Annotated in this window: 14 protein-coding genes and 1 pseudogene; 9 read left to right on the top strand and 6 right to left on the bottom strand. The window is 71.3% G+C overall.

The genetic code is table 11. The features are described from left to right. Positions 1 to 46: 46 nt before the first annotated feature. Positions 47 to 2,326 (bottom strand): AAA family ATPase, encoded by a 2,280-nt coding sequence (locus ACWEOE_RS05610; protein WP_452004348.1) that lies wholly within the window; start codon positions 2,324 to 2,326, stop codon positions 47 to 49. Positions 2,327 to 2,331: 5 nt separating this feature from the next. Next, positions 2,332 to 2,955, bottom strand: coding sequence for a nitroreductase family protein (locus ACWEOE_RS05605; RefSeq protein WP_452004345.1), 624 nt, complete (start codon positions 2,953 to 2,955; stop codon positions 2,332 to 2,334). Between the two features lie 60 nt (positions 2,956 to 3,015). Here ACWEOE_RS05605 and ACWEOE_RS05600 point away from each other — a divergent pair, with 60 nt between their 5' ends. Then, positions 3,016 to 3,651, top strand: a complete 636-nt coding sequence (locus ACWEOE_RS05600) for a TetR/AcrR family transcriptional regulator C-terminal domain-containing protein (protein ID WP_452004343.1) — start codon at positions 3,016 to 3,018, stop codon at positions 3,649 to 3,651. A gap of 2 nt (positions 3,652 to 3,653) precedes the next feature. On the opposite strand, the gene pssA is transcribed toward ACWEOE_RS05600, so the two are convergent. The 3 genes from pssA to ACWEOE_RS05585 all read right to left on the bottom strand — a co-directional run bounded on the left by pssA (position 3,654) and on the right by ACWEOE_RS05585 (position 6,230). Next, positions 3,654 to 4,670, bottom strand: a complete 1,017-nt coding sequence (gene pssA, locus ACWEOE_RS05595) for a CDP-diacylglycerol--serine O-phosphatidyltransferase (protein WP_452004340.1) — start codon at positions 4,668 to 4,670, stop codon at positions 3,654 to 3,656. 4 nt (positions 4,671 to 4,674) lie between these two features. Then, positions 4,675 to 5,388, bottom strand: a complete 714-nt coding sequence (locus ACWEOE_RS05590) for a phosphatidylserine decarboxylase (RefSeq protein ID WP_452004338.1) — start codon at positions 5,386 to 5,388, stop codon at positions 4,675 to 4,677. A 500-nt stretch (positions 5,389 to 5,888) separates the two neighbouring features. Further along, on the bottom strand, positions 5,889 to 6,230 hold the full coding sequence (locus tag ACWEOE_RS05585) for a GlsB/YeaQ/YmgE family stress response membrane protein (protein WP_452004335.1): 342 nt from the start codon (positions 6,228 to 6,230) through the stop codon (positions 5,889 to 5,891). 74 nt (positions 6,231 to 6,304) lie between these two features. On the opposite strand from ACWEOE_RS05585, the gene ACWEOE_RS05580 reads away from it, so the two are divergent. Together ACWEOE_RS05580 and ACWEOE_RS05575 are read left to right on the top strand one after the other, a co-directional pair. Further along, positions 6,305 to 6,871 (top strand): ArsR/SmtB family transcription factor, encoded by a 567-nt coding sequence (locus ACWEOE_RS05580; RefSeq protein ID WP_452004333.1) that lies wholly within the window; start codon positions 6,305 to 6,307, stop codon positions 6,869 to 6,871. A 352-nt stretch (positions 6,872 to 7,223) separates the two neighbouring features. Further along, positions 7,224 to 8,453: pseudogene (locus ACWEOE_RS05575) on the top strand (MFS transporter); the annotation flags it as partial. Here ACWEOE_RS05575 and moeA read toward each other — a convergent pair. After that, positions 8,407 to 9,612 (bottom strand): molybdopterin molybdotransferase MoeA, encoded by a 1,206-nt coding sequence (gene moeA / locus ACWEOE_RS05570; RefSeq protein WP_452004331.1) that lies wholly within the window; start codon positions 9,610 to 9,612, stop codon positions 8,407 to 8,409. The pseudogene ACWEOE_RS05575 and the gene moeA sit on opposite strands and share 47 nt — an antisense overlap. 74 nt (positions 9,613 to 9,686) lie before the next feature. On the opposite strand from moeA, the gene ACWEOE_RS05565 reads away from it, so the two are divergent. The 6 genes from ACWEOE_RS05565 to groL all read left to right on the top strand — a co-directional run bounded on the left by ACWEOE_RS05565 (position 9,687) and on the right by groL (position 16,771). Next, positions 9,687 to 10,364, top strand: a complete 678-nt coding sequence (locus ACWEOE_RS05565) for a TIGR00266 family protein (RefSeq protein ID WP_452004328.1) — start codon at positions 9,687 to 9,689, stop codon at positions 10,362 to 10,364. 1 nt (position 10,365) lies between these two features. Beyond that, positions 10,366 to 10,977, top strand: coding sequence for an AIM24 family protein (locus tag ACWEOE_RS05560; RefSeq protein ID WP_452004325.1), 612 nt, complete (start codon positions 10,366 to 10,368; stop codon positions 10,975 to 10,977). Positions 10,978 to 11,079: 102 nt separating this feature from the next. After that, complete coding sequence (locus ACWEOE_RS05555) at positions 11,080 to 11,286, top strand: cold-shock protein (protein WP_204093028.1); 207 nt, start codon at positions 11,080 to 11,082, stop codon at positions 11,284 to 11,286. A 68-nt stretch (positions 11,287 to 11,354) separates the two neighbouring features. Then, positions 11,355 to 12,998, top strand: coding sequence for a protein kinase domain-containing protein (locus ACWEOE_RS05550; protein WP_452004323.1), 1,644 nt, complete (start codon positions 11,355 to 11,357; stop codon positions 12,996 to 12,998). 81 nt (positions 12,999 to 13,079) lie between these two features. Next, positions 13,080 to 14,879: an alkyl/aryl-sulfatase gene (locus ACWEOE_RS05545; protein WP_452004322.1), complete on the top strand. Its 1,800-nt coding sequence runs from the start codon at positions 13,080 to 13,082 to the stop codon at positions 14,877 to 14,879. Between the two features lie 263 nt (positions 14,880 to 15,142). Beyond that, a complete protein-coding gene (gene groL / locus ACWEOE_RS05540) occupies positions 15,143 to 16,771 on the top strand; it encodes a chaperonin GroEL (RefSeq protein ID WP_364049680.1) in 1,629 nt (542 codons plus the stop codon). Positions 16,772 to 16,982: the final 211 nt, after the last annotated feature.

The following is a 16,982-nucleotide window of genomic DNA, read 5'->3' as shown; positions in this document are numbered from 1 at the left end:
GAAAAGGGACCCACCTCGCGAGACGAGGTGGGTCCCTTTCTTCGAGTCAGCGTTCCTGCTGCGCCTGCGCGTACGCCTCGAGCGTCGCCAGCTGCGCCGGGTCCAGCGACGGCCGCACGACCGTGCGGGCCTTCTCCAGGTGCGCGGCGGTGACCACGTGTGCTTCGAGTGACTCGCGCATCGCCGTGAGCGCGGCCTCGCGGATGAGCGCGGCGCAGTCGGCGGCGGAGTAACCGTCCAGGGTGGACGCGATGGCCGTCAGATCCACATCGGACGCCAACGGCGTGTTCTTCGACGTCGCCTTGAGGATCGCGGCACGCGACTCGGCGTCGGGCGGCGGCACGTAGATGCGCCGCTCCAGCCGGCCGGGTCGCAGCAGCGCCGGGTCCACGAGCTCCGGCCGGTTCGTGGCGCCCAGCACCACGACCTCACGCATGGGTTCCACGCCGTCGAGCTCGGTGAGCAGGGCCGCGACCACGCGGTCGGCCACCCCCGAGTCGGACGACTGCCCGCGCCGCGGCGCCAGCGCGTCGATCTCGTCGAGGAAGATCAGCGACGGCGCCGCGTCGGCCGCCCGCCGGAACAGGTCGCGCACGGCCCGCTCCGACTCGCCGACCCACTTGTCCAGCAGCTCGGCGCCCTTGATCGCGAACACGTTGAGCGCACCCGTGCCGGCCAGCGCGCGCACGAGGAACGTCTTGCCACCACCGGGCGGGCCGTAGAGCAGCACGCCACGTGGCGGGTCGATGCCCAGGCGGGCGAAGGAATCCGGGTACCGCAGCGGCCACAGCACGGTCTCGGTGAGAGCCTGCTTGACGTCGATCATGTTGCCCACGTCGTCGAGCGTCAGCCCGCCTGTGGCCAGGTTGTCCGAAGTGGACAGCGAGATCGGCCGCACGGTGGCGAGCGCGTCGAGCAGGTCGTGCTGCGAGATCCGCGGCTCGGCGGCGTCGCGCTGGCGCAGCGCGGCGCGCAGGGCGGCGTCGCGGCGCAGGGCGATGAGGTCGGCGGCCACGAACCCGGGTGTCTTCTCGGCGAGCACGCCCAGGTCGGCCCCGGTTTCCACGGGCACGTCACGCAGCAGGATCCGCAACAGCTCCACGCGGGTCTTGGCGTCGGGCAGCGGCAGGCCGAGCTCGCGGTCGAGCAGGTCGGCGGTGCGCAGCCGCGGGTCCACGGACTCGGCGCGCTGCGTCGTCGCCACCACGGCCACCCCCTCGCGGCGCAGTGCCGCGCGCAGCTCTTCGAGCACGATGGTCGCCACCGGCGGCGGCTGCGTGGCGGGCAGTAGGGCGTCGACGTCGTTGATCAGCAGCACACCGGGCCCGTCGCCCTCGGCGGCACGCGTCAGGGCTTCGCGCAGGCGCGCGTGGGCCGCGTTCGGCTCCAGCACGGCGATGTTGGGCGCGACCAGCGACACCACCCGCACCTTCTCGGCGTGGGCCACCGAGCGCACGAGCGTTGCCTTGCCGACGCCCTCCGGTCCGCTCAGCAGCACGCCCAGGTGTGCCGACGTGCCGAGCCGCGCCAACAGCTCCGGCCGCCGGAACGCCAGATCGAACCACTCGGCGAGCTTGCGCGCGGCCCCGTCCGCCCCCACCAGGTCGGCGACGGACGGAATCGGCTCCTCGATCTCCTGGGGCTTGGTCTCCTCGACGACCTCCGCGTCGAGGTAGTCCTCGGCCGCCGTCACGGCCGTCGCGCGCACGAGGGCGGTCGCGCTGCGCGTGGGCACGGTGTCGGTGGGCGTCTCACCCGTGCGCGCGCCGCCCCGCCAGCTGACCACAGTGGACGGTCCCACCACGACCACCCCGGCGGGTTCCGTGGCGGTCACCGTGAGCAGCTCGTTGGTCCACGTCGTGCCGATGGCCCGCGACAGCTGCCCGCGCACGGCCGCGACGTCCGAACCCGGCGCCGGCGCCAGGTCCTGCGGAAGCAGCGACACCGCGTCGCCCCGCGTGAGTACCTTGCCGGTCAACGCGAGCCGCAGCGTCTGCGGCGGCACGGACACGCTGGCCAGCCGGGAACCGGACACCGTCACGGTCTTGGCGGCCGCCACCTCGGCCGGCGTCACCACGATCTCGGCGCCCTCGGACACCCCGAGGTTCGACATCGTCACGTCGTCGGTCAGCACCACCCCCGGCAAGCCTTCTTCCGCGGGCGCGGCGAGCGCGGCGCTGCGCCGGGCGCCGGTGAGGTGCACGGCGTCCCAGGCCCGCAGGCCCAGCGCGTCGAGCACCTCGGGATGCAGGCGCACCACCCCGCGCCGCGAATCCAGCGCGGAGGGTGTGTGCCTGACGGTCAGCGTGATCTGCGGGTCGCTCACGCCGTTCACCCTAGCGACGCGGACCCCGCCCAGGTGTCGAACGACAGGATCTCGCCCACCGGTGGCCGCGCGGCGGTGGAGAACTCACGCTGCGTCGAGTGCGCCACCGCGACCAGGCCGATCTGCGTGACGTCCTCGGGAATCCCCAGCAGGCGCGCGACTTCCGGCTCGTGGCCGGCGAGGTGGTAGCTGCACAGCGAGCTCGCGAGGCCCCGCGTGCGCAGCGCGAGCTGGAAGCTCCAGATCGCGGGGTAGATCGAGCCGTAGAACGACGACTGCTCGGCGGCCGACGCCGGTGGCCGGCCCGGCATGCACGGCACCACCAGCGCCGGCACGCGGTCGAGGTTGTCCACGAGGTGGCGGGCGGAGGCGAACATGCTCGAGTCGGCCAGGTGCGCGTAGTGCTGCCACACCTCGTGCGCGGCCTTCGCGGTGATCGCCGCGACCTCGGCGCGCAGCCGCGGGTCGAGCACGGCGACCCAGCGCTGCGCCTTCAGGAGCCCGCCGGCGGCCGGCGCCTGCTGGGCGATGCGCAGGCAGTCCTCGATGACCGCTTTGTCGACGGGCCGGTCGAGGTCGAGCTTGCGGCGGACGGAACGGGTGGTGGTGAGCAGCGTTTCGGCGTCCATGGTGTCCCTCCCAGGAGATACTTACAACGTAAGCGTACGCCGTAAGTTAGGCTCGGTGCCATGGCGCGCGAAACCCTGACCCGGGAGAAGGTCCTCGACGAGGCGCTGGCCCTGGTGGACGCCGACGGCATGGGCGCGCTGTCGATGCGCAAGCTCGCGGCGCGGCTGGGCGTGGAGGCGATGTCGCTCTACAACCACGTGAAGAACAAAGGTGATCTGCTCGACGGGCTCACCGCGCGCCTCTTCGAGTCCGTGCCGCTGCCGGCGTCGGCACTGAGCTGGGAAACCCGCGTTCGTCGGCTGGTCGAAGGCCTCTACGCGGAGTTCACGCGGCATCCGGCCGTGGTGCGTGCGCTCGCGTCCGAGGAGGCGAACCCGCGTTCGCCCGGCGCGTTGCGCGTGATCGACGCCCTGCTGGGCGCGCTGCTCGACGGTGGGCTCGACGAAGCCGCGGCAGCGCGAGGCTACCGTTCGCTGATGGGGCTCACGTTCGGCGCGGCACTGGCCGACTCCGTCTCAGGCGCGGTCTCGGGCGCGCGGCCCGAGGAACCCGACTGGTTCAGCCGGATGGTGACGCCGCAGGAGCTGCCGAACCTGCACCGCGTGTTGCCCGCGCTCGCGGCGCTCGACTGCGTGCAGGACTTCCACGCCCAGCTCGATCTGCTGCTCGGCGGCTTGCGCACCACCGCTCGCTGAAGTCAGCGGCGCCGGATCCCGATCCGCCGCCAGCTGCGGCGGCGCTGGCCCGGACCCTGCATCCCGTTGCCGGTCGCTCCGCCGCCCACGCCGGTGCTCCCGGTCGTGCCGCGATCCCGCTCCCGCAGCGCCCGCGTGGCGCGGACGAAGTCAGAGCCGTTGCGCGGCAGGCGCACCGCACGCATCGCCGCGCCGGCCACCCGGCGCGACGCCGGGCGCAACCCCAGCCGACGCTGCGAGCGCGCGCGGCGGATGGCGCGGCGTTCGCGCGGCGGGACCGTCCAGGCCTCGGGGTGAGTGGCCAGCCAACGGTGCCGGTACACGGCGTACGGGATGTGCAGCAGGTACAGCACCAGTGCGATGACCAGCGCCACCAGCGGGAACTGGATGATCGCCGCGGCGAGCAGGCCGACGCCGACCAGCAGGGGCGCGATGGCCTTGGCGGGGGCCTTCACGGTCTTGAGCGACAGCGTCGGGATGCGGCTGATCAGTAGCGCGGCCACGGCGATCGTCCAGGCGATCACCACGTACTGCTCGGACCACCAGCCCTCGCCCCACTGCAGGGTCGCGATGAGCGGCAGCAAGGCGACGAGCCCGCCGGCCGGGGCGGGCACACCGACGAAGAACTCGGCGGCGTACGGCGGCTGGTCGGTGTCGTCGAGCAGGGTGTTGAAGCGCGCGAGGCGAAGGATCATGCACACCGCGAAGATCAGCGACGCAACCCAGCCGATGCGATCGCCCTGCGACTGCCACACGTACAGCACCAGCGCCGGCGCGACGCCGAAGGAGATGCCGTCGGACAGGGAGTCGAGCTCGGCGCCCATCTTCGACGTCGCGTCGAGCAGGCGGGCGATGCGGCCGTCGAGGCTGTCGAGCACGGCCGCGATGCCGATCGACGCGATGGCCATCGCGTAGTTGTTCGTGAGCGCGAACTGCACGGCCGAGAGGCCGGCGCACAGCGCGAGCACGGTGATGGCATTCGGCAGGAGCCGGATGCTCGGGGTGGTCACGCGGACCATGTGATCAGCCTTCTCCCAGAGCCGGGAGTTCGGCGATCACCGTCTCGCCGCCGACCGTGCGCTGGCCCTTTTCGACGAGCACGCGGCTGCCGGGCGGCAGGTAGAGGTCGACACGGGAGCCGAACCGGATGATGCCGTAGGTGGCTCCCGCGGCCACCTTGTCGCCCTCGTGGATCTCGCACAGGATGCGGCGTGCGACGAGGCCGGCGATCTGCACGACGACGAGCTCGTGGCCGTCGTCGGTGCGCATGAGCACGGAGTTGCGCTCGTTGTCCTCGCTCGCCTTGTCCAGGTCCGCGGAGAGGAACTTGCCCGGCCGGTAGGCCACCTTCTCGATCACGCCCGGCGCCGGGATCCGCTGGACGTGCACGTCGAACACCGACAGGAACACGCTCACGCGCATCCGCGGCTCGGCCGGCAGCCCCAGCTCGGGCGGCGGCACGGCCTCCTCGATGAGGGACACGAGCCCGTCGGCCGAAGCCACGGCGATGTTGTCGCGGCGTGGCGCCACGCGGGCGGGCTCGCGGAAGAACGCGGCCATCGCGGCCGTGGTGAGCGCGCCGAGCACGCCGAGGCGCTTGGAGAACCGGCGCAGCACCAGCGTCGCCGCCAGGCCGCCGAAGACGAACGGGCGTCCGGCGGGGTGCATCGGCGGGATGGTCTCCCGCGCGAGCTGCACTGCGTGCGTGAGGGGATTGCCGGTGGGCTTGCCGCTCATGGATCGGTTCCCCGCTGTTCGTTGCGTTCGGAGGGAAAGGACGGGTTTCACGTCCGATTCGGGAATCACCACGCTACCGCCCGTCGGCGGACGGACACGTCCAGGGCTCCCCCGCAAGGGTTTCCCCGGCGCGGGTGGGGGTGCCCACAAACCGGTAACGACCGGTCGAATTCCTCGACAACTCTGGGTAGTACCCGCCGCTCGGGAGCGTCGCCCCGGGCTCGACCGCCGAGGAAGCGATGTCCGTGCCCGATCCGCTCATCGAGCTGCTCTGTGCCTGGCGACGGGAGATCTCCGCCGCACCGATGCCCGTGCTCGTGGACACGGCGAGCGCGGTGCGCGTGGTCCGGGAGGCGATCCGGGCGGGCCGGGTGCATGCGTCCCCCGACGACGCATGCACCCGGACGCGGAACTGGTCAGTTTAGGCGGGTTCGCGGGGTTGGCTCGAAGGTTACTGACGGTTCGTGCGGAAACCGTTACAAACGGTCACCGGGTTGGGGTTACCGGGGGCGGTAGTCGTCGCGCCGGTAGTCGTCGTACCGGTGACTTTCGTGCCTTCCGTTGTCGTACCTCCCGCGGCGGCCGATCGAGCTGAGCAGCCGGAGCACCGCCAGCAGCACGATCGCGCCCAGGATGGCGACGCCGAAGCTCGGGAAGTCGAACTCGAAGCGCTGCTGCTCACCCGTCGCCAGCCGGTAGATGAAGCCGCCGAGTGCCGCCCCGAGCACCCCGACGAGCACGCTGACCAGGCACCCCTGCCGGCGCCGGTCCGGCCCGCCGACCACGAGGTTCGCGAGCCAGCCGACCAGCGCGCCGAAGACGATCCAGGTGAAGAAGCCCATGGCGGTGAGGATACCGGTGATGGTTCTGCAACGGCTATTGTGCAAGAGATGTTGTACAACTACTCTTGTGGACTGTGACCGATCCCGATGACGTCCGGCAGATCCGCGACACCCACGTCCTCGCCGCGATGTCCCACCCGCTGCGCCGCCGCATTCTCGACCTGCTGAAGCTCGACGGCCCCGCCACCGCGTCGACGCTCGCCGAGGGCACGGCGTCCGCCGTCGGCAACATCAGCCACCACCTGAAGGTCCTCGCCACCGCCGGCCTGGTGGAGGAAGCCCCCGAACTCGCGCGCGACCGCCGCGAACGCTGGTGGCGCCGCCCGTCGCGCGGGTTGTCCTGGTCCACTTCGGACTTCGTCGGCGACCCCGTCGGCGACGCCGCGGAGGTGGTATCGCTCGACCGGCAGGCTTCGCTGTCCCGCTCGTGGCTCTCGGAGCTGGAAACGGCGCCCCCGGTTTGGCGCGACGCGTGGTTCACGAACGAGACCTGGGCGCGCCTCACCCCGGCCGAAGTGGTGGAACTGAGTTCCCGGGTCATGGCGCTGTTCGACGAGTACACCGACCGCGCGATACCCGATGACGGCGCCGAACGACGACCGGTTTTCCTTTTCGCCCGCGGCTTTCCCGCGCAGCCGTGATACCTGTTGCGCGGCAAGGGTTTTGCCCGTTGTCCACAACCCGGCTCGGCTGTGGACAACTCGGCTTCGGAGATCATTTTGTCGGTGGGGGGCGATATACTGGGCAAGGGCCGCTCCCCCGTGGATGGGTGGGGGCTTGTCCAAGGTGAGTCACGAGGGGCACAAGCGGCGTGAGCGGCTCGGTCGGCGTGAGCGGCTTGGCGGGCACGAACGGCTTGGCGGGCTAAGGCGGCTCGGCGGGCTAAAGCGGCTCAGTCGGCGCGGCCGGCACAAGCGGCTCGACCAGCCCGAGCGGCTCGACCAGCCCGAGCGGCTCGGCCGGCACAGTCGGCTCAGCCGGCACAGTCGGCTCAGTCGGGATTTCCACCTCTTCTGGACCGGCGAAACCATCAGCATGGTCGGCAGCGCCGTCGCCGGAACCGCCCTGCCGCTGGTCGCCGTGGTGGGGCTGAACGCCTCGACTTTCCAGGTCGCGCTGCTGACCGCCGTGGCGTGGTTGCCGTGGCTGGTGGTCGGGTTGCCGGCGGGCGCCTGGGTGGACCGGGTGCGCAAGAGGCCGGTCATGGTGGCCGCCAACGTCGTCTCGCTGGTCGTGTTCGCGAGTGTTCCGATCGCGCAGGCACTGAACGTGCTGAACGTGAACTACCTCCTCGGTGCCGCACTCGTCGGCGGCACGGCGAAAGTCTTCTTCAGCGTCGCCAATCGCAGTTATCTACCGGCCATTGTGGACGACGAGAGCCTCCTGAAGGCCAACACCCGCCTCCTCGGCAGCGAATCCGTCGCCCAGGTCAGCGGGCCCGGGCTGGCCGGAGTGCTGGCGGCCGCGTTCGGTCCGGTCAGCGGGGTGCTCGTCGACGCGGTCAGCTTCGGGATCTCCGCCCTGTGCCTCAGGGGAATCCGCCGAAGAGAAGAGAAGCCCGCAGCGCAACACCACGCGAAGCTCAGCACCCAAGTAGCCGACGGACTGAGGTTCGTGGCCGGCGACCCCTACCTGAAAGTCCTCGTCCTCTTCGGCGCCACCTCCAACCTCGCGCTCGACGGCTACGCCTCCATCCAGGTCGTCTTCCTGGCCCGCGACGAAGGCGCCGGCGTCGGCACCATCGGCCTGGTTCTGGCGCTGGTGGAGGTCGGCGGGGTCGTCGGCGCGCTGCTCGTCGGGAAGCTGGCGACGAGAGCCGGCACGGCACGCGCGTTCCTGCTCTGCGAAGTCCTCGCCGCGCCCGTGATGCTGGTCGGCCCGCTGGGCGGCCTGCCCGTGTTCGTCGCGGCGGGCGCCGCCGTGACCGCGGGGGTGGTCGGGTCCAATGTGCTCACCGGCACGTTCCGCCAGCGCTACTGCCCACCCGAGCTGTTCGGGCGCATCACGGCGAGCCCGGCCGTGGTCAACTACGGCACGATCCCGCTGGGCGGGGTGCTCGGCGGCGTCCTCGGCGAGGCACTGGGCGTCAAGGAGACCATGGTCCTCATGGGTGCTCTGCAGCTCGCCGCTCTCGCCATCCTCCTCAAGAGCCCGCTGCGCCACGACCGCGACTTCCCTACAGCAGCAGCACGTCCACTTCCGTCCCTTCCGCCACCTCGCTGACGCCCTCCGGCAGCACGATCAGGCAGTTGGCCTGCGTGAACGCCGCCAGCAGGTGCGAGCCGGGTCCACCGCGCGGGCCGACGAGGCCGGTCACCTCACCCTCGGTGGGCGTGTAGAAACCGCGGCGGAACTGGCGCCGGGAGCTGGGCGACGACATCGCCTCCGTGAGCCGCGCTCGCACGCGGCGGCGGTCGACGTCGGTGTGGCCCATGGCCGAAAGGATCGCCGGGCGCAGGAACGCCTCGAACGACACGAGCACGCTCACCGGGTTGCCCGGCAGCGTCACCACGGGCACGCCGTTCCAGTGCCCGTTGCCCTGCGGCCCGCCGGGCTGGATCGCGATCTTCTGGAACTGCACGCCCTGGCCGGTCAGCGCGTCCTTGACCACCTCGTACGCACCCGCGCTGACGCCACCCGAGGTCACCAGCAGGTCGGCGTCCGCGAGCTTCGGCTCGATGATCTTGCGGAACTCCTCCACGTCGTCGACCACGCTGCGCACCACGGCGACGCGGCAGCCCAGCCCGCGCAGCGCGGCGGCGAGCATCACGCTGTTGGACTCGTAGATCTGGCCGTGCCGCAACGGGTTCGGCGCCTCGACGAGCTCCGTGCCGGTCGACACCACGAGCACCGACAGCGGCCGGTGCACGGCCACCTCGGCCAGGCCGACGGCCGCCGCGAGGCCCAGCTGCGAGTGGCCGAGCACGGTGCCCGCGTGCAGGGCCACCACACCACGCTCGACGTCCTCGCCGGTGCGGCGCACGTGGTCGCCCGAGGAGGGGACCTTGGTGATCCGCACGGACTCGGTGCCGGCGTCGGTGTCCTCCACCATCACGATCGCGTCGGCGCCTGGCGGCATCGGCGCACCGGTCATGATCCGGTGCGCTGTGCCCGGCTCGAGCGGCGCGACGTCGACCCGCCCGGCGGGGATGTCGTCGGCCACGGGCAGCGTCACGGGGGAGTCCGGGCCCGCGCCGGCAACATCGGCCGCGCGCACGGCGTACCCGTCCATCGCGGAGTTGTCGAACGGGGGCAGCGACACCCCCGCGTGCACGTCGGCGGCCACGACGAGGCCGGCGGCGTCAGCGAGGGGCAGGGTGGTCACGGGCGTCCGGCCGAGCAGCTCGGTCACGGCTTCGCGGTAGGCGTCGACGGAGATCACGCGGACCATCCTCCCCCTCGGACGCGGGCGTGCAACACTCTCCCGCGGCAAGAGTCGGGATCAGGGGAGTGCGCATGCAGGTGCAGGTCCGTCACCAGCCGTCGTTCGCCGTGGCGCGGCTCGAGCTCGCGCCGGGGGAACCCGTGCAGGTCGAGTCGGGCGCGATGATGGCCACGAGCTACGGCGTCACCGTCCAGTCGCAGTCGCAGGGCGGCATCATGAAGGGGCTGAGCCGGTCGTTCCTCGGCGGCGAGTCCTTCTTCGTCTCCACCTTCACCGCACCCCAGAACGGCGGCTGGGTCGACATCGCGGCCAACCTCCCCGGCGACATCCAGACGCTGACCCTCGACGGCCGCGCCGGGTGGTGCATCACGCGCGGCAGCTGGCTCGCCTCGTCGCACGGCGTGCAGACCGAGACGAAGTGGGGCGGCTTCAAGAACCTGGTCGGCGGCGAGGGCGGCTTCCTCTCGCACGCCCAGGGCCAGGGCCAGGTGCTGGTGTCCTGTTACGGCGCGCTCGACGTCGTCACGCTGCAGGCGGGCGAGGCCGTCACCATCGACACCGGGCACGTCGTCGCTTACCACGACACCGTGCAGTACCAGATGCGCAAGGTCTCGCAGGGCGTGATCCAGTCGATGAAGAGCGGAGAGGGTTTCGTGTTCGACTTCGCCGGGCCCGGGCAGGTGCTCACACAGACCCGCAACCCGTCTGCGCTGATCAGCTGGATCCTCTCCCACGTCCCCTCCCGCTGACATGCGCGTCCACACGAGGCACACGCCGAACTTCGGCGTCGCGCGAGTGCACCTCGCGCCGGGCGAAGCCGTGCAGTCGGCTTCGGACACGATGCTGGCCACGAGCTTCGGCGTGCGCGAAAGCGGCGTGCCGGGTGCGCGCAAGCCGGGCGTTTCCGTGTTCACCGCACCCGCCGAGGGCGGCTGGGTCGACCTCGCGCCGCTGGGTCCCGGTGACGTCTACCCGCTGGAGCTCACGGGCAACACCGGCTGGTCGGTGCACCGCGAAGCCGTGCTCGCACGGCCGGCTTCCGTGCGCCGCGACCAGGCGTGGGCGCCGTTGCAGCAGCTCTTCGGCGCCGACGCCGGGTTCCTGGACCACTACAGCGGCACCGGTCCGCTCGTGCTCACGGCGCCGGGGCCCGTCGACTCGTTCGAGCTCTCGGCCGGAGAACTGGTCACGGTGCGGCCCGACTACGTGCTGGCCTACCCGGACACGCTGCAGTGCCGGCTGCGCGCGGTGGACCCGAGCGGCCCCCAGTCGCTGCGCACGGGCGAAGGTCTGGTCCTCGATTTCGCCGGACCTGGCACCGTTCTCGTGCAAGCGCGCAACAGGCGGGTTTCCCGCGGCTGACGAATCTGCGAATCAACCATTGCCGAAGGGCGTAATTCCGGTAGCGTGAACTGCACTTTCCAGCCGCTACGGACAGCGGATCTTGTCCTGAGGGAGGGCGCCGTGGCTGTCGGCACCGTCAAATGGTTCAACTCGGAAAAGGGTTACGGGTTCATCGAATCCGCCGAAGGGCCGGACGTGTTCGTCCACTATTCGGCGATCCAGGCCGAAGGGTTCCGGACGCTCGACGAAGGCGACCGCGTGGAGTTCGAGGTCCAGTCCGGCCGCGACGGGCGCAGCCAAGCCGCGGACGTCCGGAAGGTGTCCTGACAACCGGAGCCTGACCGGTTGGGCGAACCGGCCATCGCTGCGGAATGCAGGGCGTTAAGCTGCGCAGCGTGACAGGCGATGTGTCGGGGGACCTCACCGGTCGCCGGCTGGGCAACTACCGCATCGACTCGGTGCTCGGCAAGGGCGGCATGAGCGTGACCTACCAGGCCACCGACGTGCGGCTCGGCCGGAAGGTGGCGCTGAAGGTCATCGGCGACCACCTGGGCACCGACGCCGAGTTCCGCGAGCGGTTCGTGGACGAAGCCCGCAACACGTCCGCGATCGACCACGCCAACGTCGTGCCGTTGTACGACTTCGGCGAGCTCGAAGGCATGCTCTACATCGCCATGCGCATGGTCGACGGCGGCGATCTCGCGGGGCTGATCTCCGCGGGCCCGATCGCGCCCGCGCGCGCCCTGGCGCTGCTCGACCAGGTCGCCGACGCCCTCGACACGCTGCACAACCGCGGCCTCGTGCACCTCGACGTGAAGCCGGCCAACGTGCTGGTCACCAGCAAGGAGACCTCGCGCGAGCACGTCTACGTCGCCGACTTCGGCCTGACCCGCCGCGGCGCCACCGGCCACCGCACGCGCGGCGGTGACTTCCTGGGCTCGCCGACGTACGCGGCGCCCGAGCACCTGCGCGGCGAGCCGCTCGACGGGCGCACCGACCAGTACGCGCTCACGTGCGTGCTCTTCGCGTGCCTCACCGGCAGCCCGCCGTTCAAGGGCGACGTGCCGACGGTGATCAAGGGACACCTCAACGGCGAACCGCCCTCGGTGTCGCACGTGGTCGGGTTGCCGGGCGCGATCGACGACGTGATCCGCAAGGGCATGGCGAAGAACCCGGCCGACCGCTACCCGAGCTGCGTGGCGATGATCGCCGCGGCCCGCGTGGCGCTGGGGCCGATGGCGACGTCGGACACGCCGCCGGGCCCGCCCGGATCGGGCGGGGTGCAGAACGGCCAAGGGGCGCCGGCTGGTCAGAGCGCGCACGGTGCTCAGGGGGAGGCAGCCGGCATGCAGCCCTTCGGTGGACAGGGATACGGACAAGGCGGGCCGCAGGGTCCGGGCAACGATCCGGCCGCGCAGCAGTGGTCGGGACCCGGAGGGCCGGGCCAGGGTGGTCCCGGTGCCCCCGGTGCCCCCGGTGCCCCCGGTGCCCCCGGTGCCCCCGGTGGTCACGGTGCTCCCGGCGGTCCCGCCGACGGCACCGCGCGGGCCGGCGGCTGGGCCGGTGCCCAGCAGAACCCCGCCCAGCCCCACGGCGTCCCCCCGCAAGCCCCGCCGCCCGGCTACGGCTACCCCGGCGTGCCGCAGGGCCGGCCGGGCCCGCAGCAGGGTCCGCCGCCCGGTTACGGCGCCTACCCCCACCAGCAGCAGGGTTACCCCGGCATGCACCCGGGCTACGGCCCGCCCGGCGACCCGATGCGGCTGCGGCCGCCGTCGCCCGCGGGTGGGGCCGGCGCGTTCCAGCAGCCACGCGGCAGTGGCCGCGCGAAGTGGCTGTGGATCGGCCTCGGGGTTGTCGTGCTCGCGGGCCTGATCGTCGGCGCGATCTTCCTCTTCGGCGGCGACGACAGCAGCGGGAGCACGACCACGCCCACGACGGCGCCGAACATCCCCGTCGGTCCGGGCACGGGTGGGTCGCAGTCCGGCTCGCCGACGCTCAACCCGCCGCCCGCGTCGATCCCCATCCAGCCGAGCCGCTGAACCTCATCCGCCGGAGGTGACCGTTCGCCGCCCCGGTTGTGGTCGACTCCCTGCACCGTAACGCAAGGTGAGGGGACCGTCATGGATTTCGGCGACCGGCAGGATTTCGACGACGCCGCCCGCGGCTTCCGCGGCACGCTCGACCCCGTCACGATCATCGGCGCCGACGGCCGCATGGTGTTCGACCTGCGACCCTACGCCTACCTCGACGGTGACTGCCCGGACACCGTGAACCCGAGCCTGTGGCGGCAGGCGCAGCTGTGCCGCACCAGCGGGTTGTACGAGGTCACCGAGGGCATCTACCAGGTGCGCGGGTTCGACATCTCCAACATCACGTTCGTCGAGGGCGACTCCGGCGTGATCGTGATCGACCCGCTGATCTCCGCCGAGTGCGCGGCGGCCGCGATCGCTCTCTACCGCGCCCACCGCGGCGTCCGGCCGGTGACCGCCGTGATCTACACCCACTCGCACGCCGACCACTTCGGCGGCGTGGAGGGCGTGCTGCCCGACGGCGCGGGCGACGTCCCGATCCTCGCCCCGGCGGGGTTCCTCGAGAACGCCGTCGCGGAGAACGTGTACGCGGGCACCGCGATGAGCCGCCGGGCCACCTACATGTACGGCGTCACCCTCGACGTGAGTGCCACCGGCCAGGTCGGCAGCGGGCTCGGCATAGCCACCTCGACGGGCCGGATCGGGCTGCTCGCACCCACCGTCGACATCACCGCGACCGGGCAGGAAGAGGTGCTCGACGGCGTGCGCGTGGTCTTCCAGCTCACGCCCGGCACCGAGGCGCCGGCCGAGATGAACTTCCACTTCCCCGGCCGCCGCGCCCTGTGCCTGGCCGAGAACGCCACGCACAACCTGCACAACCTCCTCACGCTCCGGGGCGCGCTGGTCCGTGACCCGCGCGTGTGGGCGCACTACCTCGACGAGGCGATCGAGCTCTTCGGCGCGAGCACAGACGTGGCGTTCGCCTCCCACCACTGGCCCACGTGGGACACCGCGCGGGTGGTGAAGTTCCTTTCACAGCAACGAGATCTCTACGCCTACCTCCACGACCAGACCCTGCGCCGGCTCAACCAGGGCGCCACCGGCGTGGAGATCGCCGAGGACTTCACGCTGCCGCCGGAGCTGGAGAACGCGTGGCACGCGCGGGGCTACTACGGCTCGGTCAGCCACAACGTCAAGGCGATCTACCAGCGTTACCTCGGCTGGTTCGACGGCCACCCCACGTCGCTGTGGCAGCACCCGCCGCGGGCGCTGGCCACGCGTTATGTCGACGTCCTCGGTGGTGTCCCCGCGGTGCTCGCGAAGGCGCAGGAGTACGCGGACGCCGGCGACCTGCGGTTCGCCGCCGAGCTGCTGAAGCACGCCGTGTTCGCCGACCCCGGCAGCACCGACGCCAAGACCGCGCTCGCCGACGTCTACCAGCGCCTCGGCTACGGCGCCGAGAACCCGACCTGGCGCAACTTCTACCTCACCGGCGCGCTGGAGCTGCGCAAGGGCATCGCCCCGCCGCCGCTGGACGTCGGCAGCGGCATGACGGCCGCGCTCACCGTCGAGCAGCTCTTCGACTCCCTCGCCATCCGCGTCGACGGTCCCCGCGCCGCCGCCGAAGCGCTCACCATCGAGTGGCACTTCACCGACCTCGCGACCACGATCCGCACGACGTTGTCCAACGGCGCACTCATCCAGACCGCGAACCCGACGTCGGCGGCTTCCGTGGACCTGACCCTCACGCTGACCAAGGAGCAGCTGCTCGGGCTGCTCTCCGGCGGTGCGCTGACGGGGGTCGACCACGCCGGCGACCCCGCCGTCCTCGGCCGGCTGCTCGCCCTCCTCGACGCCGACGACCCGGGCTTCGCGATCGTCACGCCGTGACAAACGTGGATCACTGACCTGCGGTTCTTGCACTCTCACCCCGGGAGTGCTAAACACGGCATTGGCACTCGACGCCGTTGAGTGCCAAGTGTGCGGTCACCGACCGCGCGCTTGAAGGTCGGGACGGTGAGGCTGGCCCAAGGTCAGTCGTCCGTCGCGGGCACCGAGCCTGGCCGAGGACGTGTCCTGCTGCCGCCGCTGAGGAGTCTCTCCGAGACCGCACAGCGCGGCGGTGGCGCCCAATACCGGAGGACCACACCGCAATGGCCAAACTGATCGCGTTCGACGAGGACGCCCGCCGCGGTCTCGAGCGCGGCCTCAACACCCTCGCCGAAGCCGTCAAGGTGACCCTCGGCCCGCGTGGCCGCAACGTCGTGCTCGAAAAGAAGTGGGGCGCGCCGACGATCACCAACGACGGTGTCTCCATCGCCAAGGAGATCGAGCTCGAGGACCCGTGGGAGAAGATCGGGGCCGAGCTCGTCAAGGAAGTTGCCAAGAAGACCGACGACGTCGCGGGTGACGGCACCACCACCGCCACCGTGCTCGCCCAGGCGCTCGTGCGCGAGGGCCTGCGCAACGTCGCCGCGGGTGCCGACCCGATCAGCCTGAAGCGCGGCATCGAGGCGGCCGTCGAGGCCATCACCGAGCAGCTGCACAAGGCCGCCGTCCAGATCGAGACCAAGGAGCAGATCGCTGCTACCGCCTCGATCTCGGCCGCTGACCGCACCATCGGCGAGCTGATCGCCGAGGCGCTGGACAAGGTCGGCAAGGAAGGCGTCGTCACCGTCGAGGAGAGCAACACCTTCGGCCTCGAGCTCGAGCTCACCGAGGGCATGCGCTTCGACAAGGGCTACGTGTCCGGTTACTTCGTGACCGACCCGGAGCGCCAGGAAGCCGAGCTGGAGGACCCCTACATCCTGCTGTTCGGTTCCAAGATCTCGAACGTCAAGGACGTTCTGCCGCTGCTGGAGAAGGTCATCCAGTCCGGCAAGCCGCTGCTGATCATCGCCGAGGACGTCGAGGGCGAAGCCCTGGCCACCCTGGTCGTCAACAAGATCCGCGGCACCTTCAAGTCCGTCGCCGTCAAGGCCCCGGGCTTCGGTGACCGCCGCAAGGCCATCCTGCAGGACATCGCGATCCTGACCGGTGGCCAGGTGATCTCGGAGGACGTCGGCCTCAAGCTGGAGAACGCGGACCTGTCGCTGCTGGGCCGCGCCCGCAAGGCCGTGATCACGCGCGACGAGACCACGATCGTCGAGGGTGCGGGCGACGCCGACCAGATCCAGGGTCGCGTCAACCAGATCCGCGCGGAGATCGAGAACTCGGACTCCGACTACGACCGTGAGAAGCTGCAGGAGCGCCTCGCGAAGCTGGCCGGCGGCGTGGCCGTCATCAAGGCCGGTGCCGCGACGGAGGTCGAGCTCAAGGAGCGCAAGCACCGCATCGAGGACGCGGTGCGCAACGCCAAGGCCGCCGTGGAAGAGGGCATCGTCGCCGGTGGTGGCGTGGCTCTGATCCAGGCCGCCGAGGCTGCCTTCGCGGGCCTGAAGCTCGAGGGCGACGAGGCCACTGGTGCCAACATCGTCAAGGTCGCCGTCGAGGCGCCGCTCAAGCAGATCGCCATCAACGCCGGCCTCGAGGGCGGCGTCGTGGCGGAGAAGGTCAAGTCCCTCCCGCAGGGCCACGGCCTCAACGCCGCCACCGGTGTCTACGAGGACCTGCTCGCCGCCGGCGTGCCGGACCCCACGAAGGTCACCCGCTCGGCCCTCCAGAACGCCGCCTCCATCGCGGCGCTGTTCCTGACCACCGAGGCTGTCGTCGCGGACAAGCCGGAGAAGGCTGCTGCCGCTCCGGCCGACCCGTCCGGCGGCATGGGTGGCATGGACTTCTGAGTTCGGCGATTTTCTGAGTTCGAACGCAGTACAACGCTAGATCCGGAAAAGCCCGGTCCGCTTCGGCGGGCCGGGCTTTTCCCGTTTCCCGGGTGGAGTCTGTTGTGGACACGTGCTCGGCGGTCCCTCCTGCGGCGCCGGCATTGCTCGTGGACACACGAAAAAGCCCAGGCGCTCCCCACGCCCGGGCTTCTCCGTTCTCCCCCTTGGT

This window comes from Amycolatopsis sp. NPDC004368 (assembly GCF_053602515.1).
Note: the sequence above shows the minus strand (reverse complement) of the source record. Positions and strands in the feature narration are given on the sequence as shown.

Coding starts and splice junctions, on each gene's coding strand:
- ACWEOE_RS05605 (WP_452004345.1), bottom strand. CDS start 2,955: ATGGACGCCGAAACGCTGCTCACCACCACCCGTTCCGTCCGCCGCAAG.
- ACWEOE_RS05600 (WP_452004343.1), top strand. CDS start 3,016: ATGGCGCGCGAAACCCTGACCCGGGAGAAGGTCCTCGACGAGGCGCTG.
- pssA (WP_452004340.1), bottom strand. CDS start 4,670: ATGGTCCGCGTGACCACCCCGAGCATCCGGCTCCTGCCGAATGCCATC.
- ACWEOE_RS05590 (WP_452004338.1), bottom strand. CDS start 5,388: ATGAGCGGCAAGCCCACCGGCAATCCCCTCACGCACGCAGTGCAGCTC.
- ACWEOE_RS05585 (WP_452004335.1), bottom strand. CDS start 6,230: ATGGGCTTCTTCACCTGGATCGTCTTCGGCGCGCTGGTCGGCTGGCTC.
- ACWEOE_RS05565 (WP_452004328.1), top strand. CDS start 9,687: ATGCAGGTGCAGGTCCGTCACCAGCCGTCGTTCGCCGTGGCGCGGCTC.
- ACWEOE_RS05560 (WP_452004325.1), top strand. CDS start 10,366: ATGCGCGTCCACACGAGGCACACGCCGAACTTCGGCGTCGCGCGAGTG.
- ACWEOE_RS05545 (WP_452004322.1), top strand. CDS start 13,080: ATGGATTTCGGCGACCGGCAGGATTTCGACGACGCCGCCCGCGGCTTC.
- groL (WP_364049680.1), top strand. CDS start 15,143: ATGGCCAAACTGATCGCGTTCGACGAGGACGCCCGCCGCGGTCTCGAG.